Source organism: Stenotrophomonas sp. Ste96 (genome assembly GCF_024519495.1).
GTDB lineage: Bacteria > Pseudomonadota > Gammaproteobacteria > Xanthomonadales > Xanthomonadaceae > Stenotrophomonas > Stenotrophomonas bentonitica_A.
Map to the genome: position 1 here is coordinate 1 of NZ_JALJRX010000009.1, position 14168 is coordinate 14168.

The window sequence follows — 14168 nt, forward strand, 5'->3', positions numbered from 1 at the left end:
AGGGGGAGGGGGCGGCCGCAGGCCGACGCCGGAGGACATTCGCCGGAAAGGGTATGGGGGCCCAGCGCCCGACCCACCGGCCGTCGCTCATGAGCGCACGCCCATGACCTGTGGCCCCTTCCCGCGGCCCTTGCGGCTGCTACGCTTGCCGGGTTTTCCTCATTGGTGCCGCCCGCAATGCCCAGAACGCTGCCTTTGTCCCTGCTGCTGCTCGCCGCCCTTGGCGGCGCTGCCCCTGCGGCGCCGACGCCGATCACCATCGAGCAGGCCATGGCCGACCCGGACTGGATCGGCCCCCCGGTCGAAAGCGCCTGGTGGTCGTGGAACAGCCAGCAGGTGGAGTACCAGCTCAAGCGCACTGGCAGCCCGGTGCGCGACACCTTCCGCCAGCCGGTCGCCGGTGGGGTGGCGGCGCAGGTTGGCGATGACCAGCGCGGCACCCTGGACGTGGACAGCCCGGTCTACGACAGCGCGCGACAGCGCTCGGCGTTCGTGCGCAATGGCGATGTGTTCGTGCGTGACCTGCGCAGTGGCGCGCTGACCCAGCTGACCCGCAGCACCGAAAAATCCGGCGCGGTCAATTTCGCCCGCGATGGCGGCGTGATCTGGCGCACCGGCCAGAACTGGTTCCACTGGACGGCCGCCGCCGGCGTGCAGCAGGTCGCCAGCCTGAAGGCCGAAAAGAACCCGGACGACGCGCCCAAGGCCGACACCCTGCGCGAGCAGCAGCTGCGCACCCTGGCCACGCTGCGCAACGATCGCGCCCAGCGCGAGGCGCTCAAGGCGCAGGAAGCCAGCTGGCGCCGTGCCGACGGCACCCGTGCGCCGGGTCCGGTGTATCTGGGCGCCGATGTGGAGATCGTCGACAGCGTGCTCTCGCCCGATGCGCGCACCCTGATCGTGGTCACCAAGCCGAAGAGCTTCGATGAAGGCCGCGGCGGCAAGATGCCCAAATACGTGACCGAATCGGGTTACGAAGAATTCGAAGACACCCGCACCCGCGTCGGCCGCAACGATCCCGAGCCGAACGCGCTGTGGCTGGTCGATGCCGTGGCCGGCACGGTCAAGCCGCTGTCGCTGGACGGTCTGCCGGGCATCGCCACCGACCCGCTGGCCGCGCTGCGCAAGGCCGCCGGCAAGGACGCGCTGAAAGGCAATCGCCCGGTGGAAGTGCTGGGCGGCCCCGGCGCGCCCGGCATCCGCTGGAGCGCCGATGGCCAGCAGGCCGCGATCATGCTGCGCGCCAATGACAACAAGGACCGCTGGATCGCCAGCGTGACCCCGGCCAGCGCCAAGCTGGAGACGCGTCATCGCTTGACCGACAGCGCCTGGATCAACTGGAGCTTCAACGATTTCGGCTGGTCCAACGACAACCGTACGCTGTGGCTGCTGTCCGAAGAATCCGGCTACTCGCACCTGTACACCCAGCAGGGCACGGCCAAGCCGCAGGCGCTGACCGGTGGCAAGTGGGAAACCTCGATGCCGGTGCCCAGCGCCGATGGCCGTGGCTTCTACTTCCTGTGCAACCAGCAGTCGCCGGGCGATTACGAAGTGTGCGCGGTCGATACCGCCAGCAGGCAGGTGCGTGAGCTGACCGCGCTCAACGGTGTCGAGGACTTCTCTCTCTCCCCAGACGGCCAGCAGCTGCTGGTGCGGTACTCCGGTGCCTACCTGCCGACCCAGCTGGCCGTGGTGCCCGCCGCCGGTGGCCAGGCCAAGGTGCTGACCGACACCCGCACCGCCGAGTTCAAGGCGCGCGAGTGGATCCAGCCCAAGCTGGTGCAGGTGCCGTCCAAGCACGGTGCCGGTGTGGTCTGGGCCAAGTACTACGGCCCGGACACCTTCGAGCCGGGCAAGCAGTACCCGATCGCCATGTTCGTGCACGGCGCCGGTTACCTGCAGAACGTGCACCAGCAATACCCGGCCTACTTCCGCGAGCAGATGTTCCACAACCTGCTGGTGCAGAAGGGCTACGTGGTGCTGGACATGGATTACCGCGGCAGCGCCGGCTACGGCCGCGACTGGCGCACGGCGATCTACCGCAACATGGGCCACCCGGAACTGGAAGACTACAAGGACGGCCTGGACTGGCTGGTCCAGACCAAGCAGGGCGACCGTGACCACGCCGGCATCTACGGCGGCTCCTACGGCGGCTTCATGACCTTCATGGCGCTGTTCCGCTCGCCGGGCACGTTCAAGGCCGGCGCCGCGCTGCGCCCGGTGGTCGACTGGCACCAGTACAACCACGGCTACACCGCCAACATCCTCAACACCCCGGACATCGACCCGGAGGCGTACCGCAAGTCCTCGCCGATCGAATACGCCGACGGCCTGCAGGACCACCTGCTGATCGCGCACGGGATGATGGATGACAACGTGTTCTTCCAGGACTCGGTCAACCTCACCCAGAAGCTGATCGAGCTGCACAAGGACAACTGGTCGATCGCGCCGTACCCGCTGGAACGCCACGGCTATGTGCGTGCCGATTCCTGGCTGGACCAGTACAAGCGCATCCTCAAGCTGTTCGAAGAGAACCTGAAGTAAGCCAGCGATGACGTCGGTGCCCACTGACGTGCAGCACGCCGCGGCGACGATCGATATCGTCGCCGCGGTCGTTTTCGATGCCGGTGGCCACGTGCTGGTGGTGCGCAAACAGGGCTCGGCGACCTTCATCCAGCCGGGTGGCAAGCCCGAGCCGGGCGAGGCGCCGCTGGCCGCCCTGGCGCGTGAGCTGGACGAAGAACTCGGCGTCACCCTGGTGGCTGGAAGCGCCGTGGCGCTGGGCTGCTTCGAGGCGTGGGCGGTGCACGAAGCCGGGCATCGCGTACGGGCCCATGCGTTCCTGGTCACGATCACCGGGACGCCGCGGCCACAGGCGGAAATCGCCGAACTGGCCTGGGTGCCGTTGCGCCCGCCGCATGGGCGGCGCTTGGCACCGTTGAGCGCAGACCATATCCTGCCCGCGGCCGCAAACGCGGTGGCGGCGACCTAGACGTTGCGGCCTGCCCAACCAGGACACCGGATGTCAGCGTCGCTTCCCCCGCAATTGCCTTCCTCCATGCCCCGGCCCAGCGGGGATGGCGCCCCTGCCTTTCTCGCCCCCCTGCTCAAGTCCGTCCTGCTGGTCTGCCTGGCCTCGGCCGCGATGTGGGCCGTCCTGGCCCTGGTTGCCATTCCACTGTCGGGCGCGGAGGCGCTGCAGGCGCTGCTGGCCGATGAGGAGCTGCACTGGCTGCCCGGCTCGCTGCGCTGGCTGCTGACCCACCCGGTGCTCGCCAACGTGCTGCTGTGCATGTCCAGCCTGCTGGGCAGTGCGGCGTGCTGGGGGATGCTGCGTCGCTGGCGCTGGGCATGGGCACTGTTCATCGTGCTGCTGGCGGTCACCGCCGTGCTCAACGTGATCGCCGCGTGGTTGCTGGACGATGCGTTCGGCCACCTGCTGGCGCAGATACCCGACGACACGATGTCGATTGAACTGCTCAAGCTGCGCAGTGAACTGCGCGTGCAGCGCGTGATCTGCAGCGGCCTTGCCGGCATGACCGCGCTGGCCTTCGCGGTCCTGCAGGGCTGGCTGATCGTGCGCCTGTGCGCGGCCGATGTGCGTGCCCTGTTCCGCCGCTGACATTTCCCCCGCAGCGCCACCGTGCGCTGCACGACCTGCAAGGATGATGGTGTGACCGTTTCCCTCCCCCTTCTGCGCCGCCACGGCTGGCGCACGACCCTGTTCACCCTGCTCACGGCGGTCAGCCTGCCCGCGACCGCAGCCGCCCAGGCGATGGTGTGCGGCACGTTCGTCTCCGAGGACACCGGCACCACGTTGACCCTGCACAGTGCGAATGAAGGCGTGCGGCAGATTCCCGGCCAGGCACCCGAGCCGTACCTCCTCAGCCGCCTCGGCGACGAGCTGAAGCTGGCCGACCTGGACAATGGCGGCGTCGGCGCGCTGACCGTAGAGGACGGCGGCCGCCTGCTCAGCGACCGCTTCAACGCGTACCGCCTGCAGAAGGCCGCCACCTGTCGCCCCGCCACGGTGTTCCCCGCTGCGTCCTGCCGGGCCGAGATCGGCACCTGCCTGGACGACATGCTTTTCGCCAGCAACGACCGCCTCCGCCAGTGGTGCCACGAGGATGTCCCGGCCGCCTGCAAGCGCCTGCTGGCCAACTTCCAGACCGAAGCGCGCGAGGCCGACAGGGTGGTCGCGAGACAGAGCATTGCCGCAGAGCCGCCCGAACCGGACGTCTGCAAGCCCGAATCCGCTCAGTATGACGAGGACGCCTGCCTGGAGGCCGCGCGCGAAGCCGTGAGCCAAGCCTTTGCCAAGGCTCTGCTCGGCGGCCTCACCGCCGATGCCTCGCCGCTGCCGGCCGCGCAACTGGATGAGATCACCGCGCTCTGCCAGGCACAGACCAGCGGCACGTTCTGCGCCAAGGCCGCCGAAGCACTGTGGGACGCCGGCCGCCTGGTTCCCGCCCGCGATGCACTGCATCGGGCCTGCACCCGGGGCCACGACCCGCGCGCCTGTGAGCGGGCCGCCCCGCTGGCGGGGCTGGACGCCACGGCGTTGAGCCCGGTGGCAGCCACGTCCCTGCCCTGCGGCAGCTATGTGGCCAGCCAGGGCCTGATGGACCATCTGCCGTTCGGCGATGGCGGCATGATCGACAGCGGCTTCGGCGGCAAGCTGCGCGCGCGCCTGGTCGATGGCGACATCCGCGTACGTCACGACCAGGGCGACGATTTCGTCTTCAAGCGCCTGGCCAATGGCAACCTCATCGGCATGGACAGCTGGAACCGCTTCAGCTACTACGCACACACCGGCGAGGCGCAGCAGTGCAGCGCGCCGGTGGTCTTCGTCGAAACCCCGCTGCCGCAGGACTGCCCGACGCTGGCCCGCGAAGGCGGTGCCCAGGCGTGCTGCGCGGCCGGCAAGCTGCAGGGCTGCAATGCCGCCGGTCATCAGCTGGCGCTGCGCAACCGCTGGGCCGAGGCGTCGCCGTTCTATCTGACGCTGTGCACCGCCGGCGTGCGCGAGGGCTGCGAGAACCTGGCCAGCGTCTACGAACACACCGGTGACGAGGCGCTGCCCGAGCAGATGGCCGCGATCTGCGCAAAGGACGGCAACGGCACCCACGTCGCCTGCGATGTGCACGCGACCCGCAACTGGGGCCTGCTGCAGGTCAGCGCCGGGCTGGAGCAGATCGCCGAGCGCATGGCCGCCGAGGCCGAGGCGGACGACGATGCCGATGCGCCGGCCCAGGCCCCTGCCGCGACAAAGGACAGCAGCAACCGCAACCGCAAGAGCGGCCACTGAGCACACGCAGGCCGTGCACCGGCCTGCGGTAAAGTAGCGCCATGAACGACTTCGACCGCGTCCGCGCGTATCTGACCGACCTGCAGGACCGCATCTGTGCGGCGATCGAAACCGCCGACGGCCAGGCCCGCTTTGCCGAAGATCTCTGGCAGCGTGCGGAGGGTGGCGGTGGCCGTACCCGCATCCTGCGCGACGGCGCGGTGTTCGAGCAGGCCGGGATCGGGTTTTCCGATGTGGCCGGTACCCGCCTGCCGCCATCGGCCTCGGCGAACCGGCCGGAGCTGGCCGGCGCGTCATGGCGCGCGACCGGCGTCTCGCTGGTGTTCCATCCGGCCAATCCCTATCTGCCGACCACGCACGCCAACGTGCGCTACTTCCGCGCCGAGCGCGATGGCGTGGCGGTGGCGTCCTGGTTCGGCGGCGGCTTCGACCTCACCCCGTTCTACCCGATCGACGAAGACGTGCGGCACTGGCACCAGGTTGCGCACGATCTGTGCGCGCCTTTCGGCGAAGAGCGCTATGCGGCGCACAAGCGCTGGTGCGATGAGTATTTCTTCCTGCGCCACCGCAACGAGACGCGGGGCGTAGGCGGATTGTTCTTCGACGACCTGCATGGCGACTTCGAGCGCGATTTTGCGTATCTGCGCGCGGTCGGCGACGGCTTCATGGACGCCTATCTGCCGCTGGTCGAGCGCCGCAAGGACACGCCGTATGGCGAGCGCGAGCGCGAATTCCAGCTGTACCGGCGCGGCCGCTATGTCGAGTTCAACCTGGTCTACGACCGCGGCACCCTGTTCGGGCTGCAGAGCGGCGGGCGCAGCGAGAGCATCCTGATGAGCCTGCCCCCGCGCGTGCGCTGGGAGTATGGCTTCCAGCCGGAGGCCGGCAGCGACGAGGCGCGTCTGGCCGACTATCTCGTGCCGCGCGACTGGGTGTAACCGGCCGCGGCACCGCAGCGGCCGGAGCGCTACCCCTTCTTCGGCACGATCGTGATGTGGCCGTTGATCTCCAGCACCGCCAGGGCGACATCGTCGATGGACAGGCAGCCCTGCTGACGCATCGCCGCGTCCAGGTCGGCCGGGGTGACCAGTTCGCGCTTGAGCACGGAATCGAGCACCTTGCCATCGCGCGCGATCAGGATCGGCTCGCCTTCAACCAGGGTTTCCACCCGTCGGCTGCGCGTGCTGAGCCAGCCCACGCCGTAGTTGATCGAGATCAGCGTCGCCGCCAGCAGCAGGCCGCCGCCCAGGGAGGTGTCCTGGCCCAGCAGGGCGTTCTGCACCGCGTTGCCGAGCAACACGATCAACAGCACGTCGAACGGGGTGATCTGGCCCAGCGCGCGCTTGCCGGACAGCCGGACCATGCCCAGGACCACCACGTACACCACCACCGCGCGCAGGATGAATTCCCACCACGGCATGGCCAATGCAAACAGGTCGCTCATCGCCTTTCCCCGGACTGGTCCAGCCAGCATGGGCCGGCACCCGCTGCGAGGCAATGGCCGGGCGGCGCGGACGGGCTGCTTTCGGCGCCACAAATAAAAAGCCCCGCCAACCAGGGGGAGGTTAGCGGGGCCGGGGAACGGGCGCTTGGGGAGGAGCCCCCGTTCCGAGATCTGCTCCAGGGGATGGGAGAGATCCACAACAGGCATTGCGCCTGTCGAGGTCTATCAAAGCACTCCGAACATTGATAGTTCGTGAAGGGGCCCAATTAATCCGCCCCTCATCCCGGAAACATTCATCCAACAGTCAGATTATCGTGGCGCAATGAACCGATTCAGCCTTTTGACTGTGATTCAGGCCTCAATGTGCCTCATCCCAGTTATCACCGACGCCGGCATCCACCACCAGCGGTACCCGCAGTTCGGCCGCTGACGACATCAATTCAACGACTTTCAAACGCAAGGTATCGAGGAAACTACTTTCGGTTTCAAAGACCAGTTCATCGTGTACCTGCAGAATCATCTTGGCCTGGTCGCTGTGGTCGAGCAGCCAGCTGTCCACCTTCACCATGGCGCGCTTGATGATGTCGGCCGCCGTGCCCTGCATGGGGGCATTGATGGCGGCGCGTTCCGCCCCGGCGCGCAGGCCCTGGTTGCGGGCGTTGATGTCGTTCAGGTACAGCCGACGGCCGAACAGGGTCTCCACGTAGCCCTGGTCCCGGGCCTGCTGGCGCATCCGTTCCATGAAATCACGCACGCCCGGGTAGCGGCTGAAGTACAGCGCCACGTAATCCTGGGCCTGGCCGCGGTCGATGCCCAGGTTGCGGGCCAGCCCGAACGCACTCATGCCGTACATCAGCCCGAAGTTGATCGCCTTGGCGGCCCGGCGCTCGTTGGAGGTGACCTCCTCCAGGCTGCGGCTGAAGACTTCGGCCGCGGTCGCCCGGTGCACGTCCACGCCCTGCTCGAAGGCCCGCACCAGGCCGGGGTCTTCGGAGAGGTGGGCCATGATCCGCAGTTCGATCTGCGAGTAATCGCAGGCCAGGATCTTGCGGCCCGGCGGGGCGACGAAGGCGCGGCGGATGCGGCGGCCGTCCTCGGTGCGGATCGGGATGTTCTGCAGGTTCGGGTCGGACGAGGACAGCCGGCCGGTGGCGGCGCCGGACTGGTGGTAGCTGGTGTGTACCCGCCCGGTGTCCTGGTTGATCATCTCCGGCAGCTTGTCGGTGTAGGTGCTGCGCAGCTTGGCCAGCCCGCGGTACTCCAGGATCACCCGCGGCAGTTCATGCTGCTCGGCGATCGCCTCCAGCGCCTCTTCGTTGGTGCTGGGCTGGCCCTTGGGCGTCTTCACCAGTGCCGGCAGCTGCAGTTCGTCGAACAGCACGGCCTGCAGCTGCTTGGGCGAATCCAGGTTGAAGGTGCGCCCGGCCAGCTCGGTGGCCTTCTGCTGGGCGGCCAGCATGCGCGAGCCCAGGTCCTGGCTCTGCCGGCGCAGCTCGGCCATGTCGATGTGCACGCCATTGGCTTCGATCCGCGCCAGCACCGGCACCAGCGGCATCTCGATGTCGCGGTAGACGCCGTCCAGCGAGGGCGTGGCCTGCAGTTGTGGCTGCAGCGCGTGGTGCAGGCGCAGGGTCACGTCGGCATCTTCGGCAGCGTAACGGCACGCTTCGTCCAGGCCCACCTGCGAGAACGAGATCTGCTTGGCGCCCTTGCCGGCCACCTCCTCGAACTTGATCGTGGTGTAGCCCAGGTAGCGCATCGCCAGCGAGTCCATGTCATGGCGCGTGGCGGTGGAATTGAGCACGAAGCTCTCCAGCATGGTGTCGTCGTGGTACCCCTGCAGGTTCACGCCGTGGCGGCGCAGCACGTGCAGGTCGTACTTGCCGTGCTGGCCAAGCTTCTTCCTGGTGGGGTCTTCCAGGGCAGGGCGCAGCGCTGCCAGCACCTGCTCGCGCGGCAGCTGGGCCGGCGCACCCGGGTAATCGTGGCCGACCGGGATGTAGGCCGCCCGGCCCGGCTCGACCGCCAGGCTGATACCGACCAGGTTGGCGCGCATGGCGTCCAGCGCGTCGGTCTCGGTATCGAAGGAGATCAGTTCGGCCGTGGCCAGGCGCTGCACCCAGGCGTCCAGCTGTTCAGTGGTCAGCACCATCTCGTACTCACCGGGGGCGGAGAGCGCCGGGTCGACCGGCACCACCGCCTCCTCCGCCGTGCCGCGGGCGTAGCCGGCCGCGGTGCCGCGCAGGCTGACCGGGGCATCGCTGGCGGCGGCGGGGGCCGGCACCGGGCCGCCCAGCTCCTTGAGGGCCTGGGTGAAACCGTAGCGCAGGTACAGCTCGCTCAGCGAGGGCACATCCGGCTCGCGCAGCGGCAGCGTCTGCGGCGTCACTTCCAGCGGCACGTCGGTGCGGATCGTGACCAGCTCGCGGTTGAGCGGCAGGCGCTCCAGCGCCGCGCGCAGGTTTTCGCCGATCTTGCCCTTCATGGTCGGGGCTGCGGCGATCACGCCGTCCAGGTGCTGGTACTCGGCCAGCCACTTGGCGGCGGTCTTGGGGCCGCACTTTTCCACCCCCGGCACGTTGTCCACCGCGTCGCCCATCAGCGCCAGCAGGTCGACGATCTGGTCGGCACGCACGCCGAACTTCTCCATCACCGCCGCGTCCGAATCCATGCGGCTGCCGGTCATGGTGTTGACCAGCTCGATGCCCGGGCGGACCAGCTGGGCGAAGTCCTTGTCACCGGTGGAAATGGTGACCTGCAGGCCATCGCGGTGGCCCTGCAGGGCCAGCGTGCCGATCACATCATCGGCTTCCACGCCGGGGATGCGCAGGATGCTCAGGCCCAGCGCTTCGACGATGCGGCACATCGGCTCGATCTGCGGGCGCAGGTCGTCGGGCATCGGCGGGCGGTTGGCCTTGTAGTCGGCGTACAGGTCGTCACGGAAGGTCTTGCCCGGCGCATCGACCACGAAAGCGACGTACTCGGGGCGCTCCTTCAGGGTGGCGCGCAGCATGTTGACCACACCGAACAACGCGCCGGTGGGTTCACCGTGTGCGTTGGTCAGCGGCGGAAGCGCGTGGAACGCGCGATACAGGTAACTGGACCCGTCAATCAGGACTAATCGGCTCATGCGACGATTCTACGCGCCCGGCCCTGACCGTCGTCGGCGCCGGGCTCACGATCCATCGGGCATAATCAGGCCCTCTTCGCCCAAGGACTCCCGGCCCATGAAGATTCTGTTGCTCGCAGGCCTGCTCGCGCTGGCCGGCTGTGCCACCGGTGGCGGCGGCAGGCCCCCGGTCGATGTCACCGGTGCCGACGTGGTCAAGACGGTCCAGGACAACGGCGACACCATCGAGGAATACCGGGTGGGTGGCCAGCTGCGGATGGTCAAGGTGACCCCGTCGCGCGGTGCCCCGTTCTACATGTATGACCAGAACGGCGATGGCCGCATGGACAGTGACAAGGACGGCGTCTCGCCGGTCTACTGGAAGCTCTACAGCTGGTGAACCGCGGCGTTGTCCGCCCGGCCGCCCCGTGTCCGCACGCGGTGGCCGGGGCAACACGCCCGTCCCTGCACGCCTACGCTCGATGACCACACCCGAACGCCGCACTGCCCCGAACCCGGCTGAACTGCGCGCCGGCCTGACGGCGGAGCAGCGCCAGGCGGTGGAAACGCTGGAGCATTTCGGCTGGCAGCTGCGCTTCGTGCGCCGCCCGCTGTTCCGCGACCCGATCCCGGTACTGTTCGACCGCCACGGCGAGCGCTATGTGGTGCTGCAGCCCGATGGCACGCTGGATGAATCGCAGACGTTGAAGCTGCGCGACTGATCGGACGCGCACGCTTTGCGACGAAGAGGAGGTAGTGCCGGCCGCTGGCCGGCTGCGCGTGCATCGGGCCAACCTGGGAGCCGGCCAGCGGCCGGCACTACCGCTTTCCCCATTACCGGATGACCAGTACCGGTACGGTGCTGCGTGCCAGCACTTCGGCGGTCTGGCTGCCGAGCAGCACGCGGGTGACGCCACGGCGGCCATGCGAGGTCATCACGATCAGGTCGCTGCCGCGTTCAGTGGCAGTATCGATGATGCCGTCGGCGGCATAGCGGTCAAGCACGTGCACGGTGGTGGTGCGCAGTCCCTGCGCCTCGGCGGCGGCCTTGGCCGGCTGCAACACTTTCTGCGCGGTCTCTTCGCGGTCGGCTTTGTACTCGGGCGTGTTCATGTAGCCCACGCTCCAGCCCATGGCGTCGTACATGCCCACCGCCCACGGTTCGGAGACGGTCACGATATCGACCTCGGCATCGAGGTCCCTGGCCAGCTCCAGGCCCTTGGCCAGGCCTTTTTCAGCCAGCTCCGAACCATCGGTGGCGATCAGGATGCGCTTGTACATGGCAGAGCTCCTTGGGGTGGCAATGGGAACATCACCATTGCACACCCGATGTGGACGCGGTGCCTTGAGCTGGATCAATCGCCGTGGGTGCGTGCAGTCACTCCCCGTGCCGGGTTGCCCACCACCGTCGCACCGGCCGGTACATCGCGGGTGACCACGCTGCCGGCACCGACCACCGCGTCATCGCCAATGGTCACGCCGGGCAATATGATCGCGCCCCCGCCGATCCAGACATTGCGGCCGATGCGCACCGGCCTGGCCGACTCCAGGCCCTGCGCGCGTGCCTGCGGGTCGCGCGGATGGTCGGCCGCATAGATCTGCACCGCCGGGCCGATCTGGGTGCCATCACCGATGCTGACCTCGGCCACGTCCAGGATCACGCAGTTGTAGTTGAGGAATACGCCCTGGCCCAGGCGGATGTTGCTGCCGTAATCGCAGTGGAACGGCGGCCGGATCACCGCGCCTTCGCCGACCGCACCGAGCTGCTCGCGCAACAGCGCGCGGCGCACGGCCGGGCTCTCGGCCAGGGCGGCGTTGTAACGGACCATCCAGACCTTGGCCGCCGCCATCTCGGCCTGCAGTTCCGGGTCGCCCGGACGATACGGCATCCCGGACAGCATCTTTTCCTTTTCGCTCGGACCCATGTGGCCTCCATCAGACAGAGCCCGATGATGCCGGTTGCCCACGCGCGTGTCAGCGTGCGCCGCGCCGTGTGCCCAGCAGTGCCACCACCGCGAAGACGACGCCGCTCAGCCAGAACCACAACGTTGCGGGGCCGATGCACACCACGCTGGGCTGTGGCTGGCAGCGCAGGCGCAGCAGATCGAAGTCGCCGCCGCCGGCCAGGCAGCTCTGCGCGTGGTGGACCAGGGCCAGCACCGGCTCGGCCCAGCCTGCCGACCACGTCAGCAGGACCAGTGCAGCAAGCAGATACGGAATTCCCTTGTTCACGAGTGCGCTCCCAGCGGACAGGGGCAGACTCTGGGCGCCGCCCTTGGAAGCGACAAGCGGCACGCGACGAAGCGCGTGAAATCCGGGATGAGCCGGGGAGGATCCGGGATGAAGCGTGCCCGCCCGCCCCGCCCCCTGCCCGATCGCGCACGCATGCGTTGCCCGTGCTGCAGCGCAGGACGCCAGGCGCCACGGCCCGTGACAGACTCCGCGCATGCGCCGACTGCTCATCGCCCTGCTGTGTTCGCTGCTCCTGCTCCCGATGGCCGGGCCTGCCGCCCCACCCGGCGCCGACCGCATCCTGATCTTCACCCGCACCGCCAAGTTCCACCACGACTCGATTCCAGTGGCCGTGGCGACGCTGCGCCAGCTGAGCACCGAGGCCGGGATCACGGCGGACCACAGCGAGGATCCGCGCGACTTCCGCGCCGACACCCTCGCCCGCTACCGCGCCGTGGTCTTCGCCAACACCACCGGCGATGTGCTCGACGCCACGCAGCAGGCCGCGATGGAGCAGTTCATCCGCAACGGCGGCGGTTTCATGGGCGTACACGCTGCCGCGGATACCGAGTACGACTGGCCGTGGTATGGCGAGCTGGTGGGCGCGTGGTTCCACAAACACCCGGAAGGTCTGCAGGACACGTTGGTGCAGCCCGAACGGGACGGGAAGGCTTCCGGAGTGGCCTGGCCGATCCGCGATGAGCTCTACAACTACCGGCGCAATCCCCGTGGGATGGTGCAGGTCATCGCGACGGTGGACGAATCGCGCTACGACGGCGGCAGCATGGGCGCCGATCATCCCATCGCCTGGTGCCGGCCCTTCGATGGCGGCCGCAGCTGGTACACCGGGCTGGGCCACGACGCGGCGGTGTATGCCGACCCGAATGTCCGCGCGCAGCTGCGCCGTGGCCTGCGCTATGCGGCAGGCCACGCGCCGGCGTGTTGATCGATCAGGCGGTGCGTACCACGCGCGCGCCCTGGCACAGCGGGTAGCTCGCCAGCAGATCGACGATACGCTCGTGCATCGTGTCGAACGAGGCGCCATACAGATACAGCGCCGTCTCGGTCCGGCCCTGCCACCAGCTGCAGATCTCGCCGTGGCCTTCGATACGCTCGACGATCTGCTCGAACACGTAGTTCGAATCGCACTGCTCGTAGACCTCATCGGGGAGGTCGGTGCCGTTCAAGTACAACGCCAGGCCCTCGGTGACACCGAACGGCTGATCGGCAACGCCTTCGCGCTGGATCAGCGAGCCCTTGGGTGCACCCAGCTGCTGCAGCAGCTCGATCACGCCGGGCAGCGAGGCCGGATCGTTCAGCGCGATCTCGATATCGCCATAGTCCACTTCGCCGTCGTCGGTCAGCGCGGTGCCACCGCCCGTGATCTCGCCCAGTTCGGCAGTGCCCAGCAGGGCATCCAGCGGATCTTCGAACAGCTCGTGGCGATGCTCGGGCTGAAGCTTGGCGTTCAACTTCACGGTGACGTGCAGCGGCGAATCGGTCATGGCGGGGGCCTGCGCGAAAGGAATGCCGCCCATTGTAGTGCCGGCCGCTGGCCGGCTCCCATGTGTAGAGTCGAGCGGTGCTCGACTGCCTTTCGGCAGTAAGCAGCCGAGCATGGCTCGGCGCTACAACAGCGCGGTCAACGCAGGAACGGCGCCACCTTACGTTTGAGCAACTCCACCAGCACCGGGTCCATGTACTCGTAGTCGTCCGGGATATCCAGGCAGATTACCCGCTTGCCGCCCAGCCATGCGTTGTAGCGACTGGACAGCCGGTTGCGGTGCGCCTTCTCCATCACGAAGACCAGGTCGGCCCACTGCAACAGTTCCGAACTGAGCACTTCCTCGGCGTGGGCCAGCAGCCCTGCCGAGGCGGTCTCGATACCGGGCCAATCGGCAAATACCTGCTCGGCCGTCGGGCTGCGCAGGCGGTTCTGGCTGCAAAGGAAAAGTACGTTGCGGGTCATGGCTCGCAGCGTAATCGGGGGCGGATTCCTTTTCCATCGGAAAAGGGATCTGACTCCACAGGACAATCTAAACAAATTGCATTGCTGACGAAGGTTCCGACAGCCA

15 protein-coding genes are annotated in these 14168 nt (G+C 68.0%); 8 read left to right on the plus strand and 7 right to left on the minus strand.

Annotation, left to right across the window (positions count from 1 at the left end; all coding sequences use genetic code 11):
* Nucleotides 1-177: 177 nt before the first annotated feature.
* The 5 genes from OC373_RS17105 to hemF all read left to right on the plus strand — a co-directional run bounded on the left by OC373_RS17105 (nt 178) and on the right by hemF (nt 6246).
* Entirely contained in the window at nt 178-2544 is a 2367-nt protein-coding gene (locus tag OC373_RS17105; RefSeq protein ID WP_261998164.1) for a S9 family peptidase, read from the plus strand.
* A 28-nt stretch (nt 2545-2572) separates the two neighbouring features.
* Nucleotides 2573-2992, plus strand: coding sequence for an NUDIX domain-containing protein (locus OC373_RS17110; RefSeq protein WP_070427489.1), 420 nt, complete (start codon nt 2573-2575; stop codon nt 2990-2992).
* 66 nt (nt 2993-3058) lie between these two features.
* Entirely contained in the window at nt 3059-3622 is a 564-nt protein-coding gene (locus OC373_RS17115) for a hypothetical protein (protein WP_070426216.1), read from the plus strand.
* 51 nt (nt 3623-3673) lie between these two features.
* Nucleotides 3674-5308 carry a hypothetical protein gene (locus OC373_RS17120; RefSeq protein ID WP_070426217.1) on the plus strand — a complete coding sequence of 545 codons (1635 nt, stop codon included), beginning with the start codon at nt 3674-3676 and terminating at the stop codon, nt 5306-5308.
* 41 nt (nt 5309-5349) lie between these two features.
* Nucleotides 5350-6246, plus strand: coding sequence for an oxygen-dependent coproporphyrinogen oxidase (gene hemF, locus OC373_RS17125; protein WP_019185641.1), 897 nt, complete (start codon nt 5350-5352; stop codon nt 6244-6246).
* 29 nt (nt 6247-6275) lie between these two features.
* On the opposite strand, the gene OC373_RS17130 is transcribed toward hemF, so the two are convergent.
* Nucleotides 6276-6752: a YetF domain-containing protein gene (locus OC373_RS17130; RefSeq protein ID WP_070426218.1), complete on the minus strand. Its 477-nt coding sequence runs from the start codon at nt 6750-6752 to the stop codon at nt 6276-6278.
* 358 nt (nt 6753-7110) lie between these two features.
* Nucleotides 7111-9882 (minus strand): DNA polymerase I, encoded by a 2772-nt coding sequence (gene polA / locus OC373_RS17135; protein ID WP_070426219.1) that lies wholly within the window; start codon nt 9880-9882, stop codon nt 7111-7113.
* Between the two features lie 97 nt (nt 9883-9979).
* On the opposite strand from polA, the gene OC373_RS17140 reads away from it, so the two are divergent.
* Together OC373_RS17140 and OC373_RS17145 are read left to right on the plus strand one after the other, a co-directional pair.
* A complete protein-coding gene (locus OC373_RS17140; protein WP_019185638.1) occupies nt 9980-10261 on the plus strand; it encodes a DUF2782 domain-containing protein in 282 nt (93 codons plus the stop codon).
* 82 nt (nt 10262-10343) lie between these two features.
* On the plus strand, nt 10344-10583 hold the full coding sequence (locus tag OC373_RS17145) for a hypothetical protein (protein ID WP_019185637.1): 240 nt from the start codon (nt 10344-10346) through the stop codon (nt 10581-10583).
* A 112-nt stretch (nt 10584-10695) separates the two neighbouring features.
* On the opposite strand, the gene OC373_RS17150 is transcribed toward OC373_RS17145, so the two are convergent.
* The 3 genes from OC373_RS17150 to OC373_RS17160 all read right to left on the minus strand — a co-directional run bounded on the left by OC373_RS17150 (nt 10696) and on the right by OC373_RS17160 (nt 12093).
* Nucleotides 10696-11142, minus strand: a complete 447-nt coding sequence (locus OC373_RS17150) for a universal stress protein (protein WP_019185636.1) — start codon at nt 11140-11142, stop codon at nt 10696-10698.
* Between the two features lie 74 nt (nt 11143-11216).
* Nucleotides 11217-11786: a sugar O-acetyltransferase gene (locus tag OC373_RS17155; protein WP_070426221.1), complete on the minus strand. Its 570-nt coding sequence runs from the start codon at nt 11784-11786 to the stop codon at nt 11217-11219.
* 49 nt (nt 11787-11835) lie between these two features.
* A complete protein-coding gene (locus tag OC373_RS17160; protein ID WP_019185634.1) occupies nt 11836-12093 on the minus strand; it encodes a hypothetical protein in 258 nt (85 codons plus the stop codon).
* Nucleotides 12094-12307: 214 nt separating this feature from the next.
* On the opposite strand from OC373_RS17160, the gene OC373_RS17165 reads away from it, so the two are divergent.
* Nucleotides 12308-13039 (plus strand): ThuA domain-containing protein, encoded by a 732-nt coding sequence (locus OC373_RS17165; RefSeq protein ID WP_261998165.1) that lies wholly within the window; start codon nt 12308-12310, stop codon nt 13037-13039.
* 4 nt (nt 13040-13043) lie between these two features.
* On the opposite strand, the gene OC373_RS17170 is transcribed toward OC373_RS17165, so the two are convergent.
* Together OC373_RS17170 and OC373_RS17175 are read right to left on the minus strand one after the other, a co-directional pair.
* A complete protein-coding gene (locus OC373_RS17170) occupies nt 13044-13598 on the minus strand; it encodes a hypothetical protein (protein ID WP_261998166.1) in 555 nt (184 codons plus the stop codon).
* 137 nt (nt 13599-13735) lie between these two features.
* On the minus strand, nt 13736-14062 hold the full coding sequence (locus tag OC373_RS17175; protein WP_261998167.1) for a low molecular weight protein tyrosine phosphatase family protein: 327 nt from the start codon (nt 14060-14062) through the stop codon (nt 13736-13738).
* Nucleotides 14063-14168 lie beyond the last annotated feature (106 nt).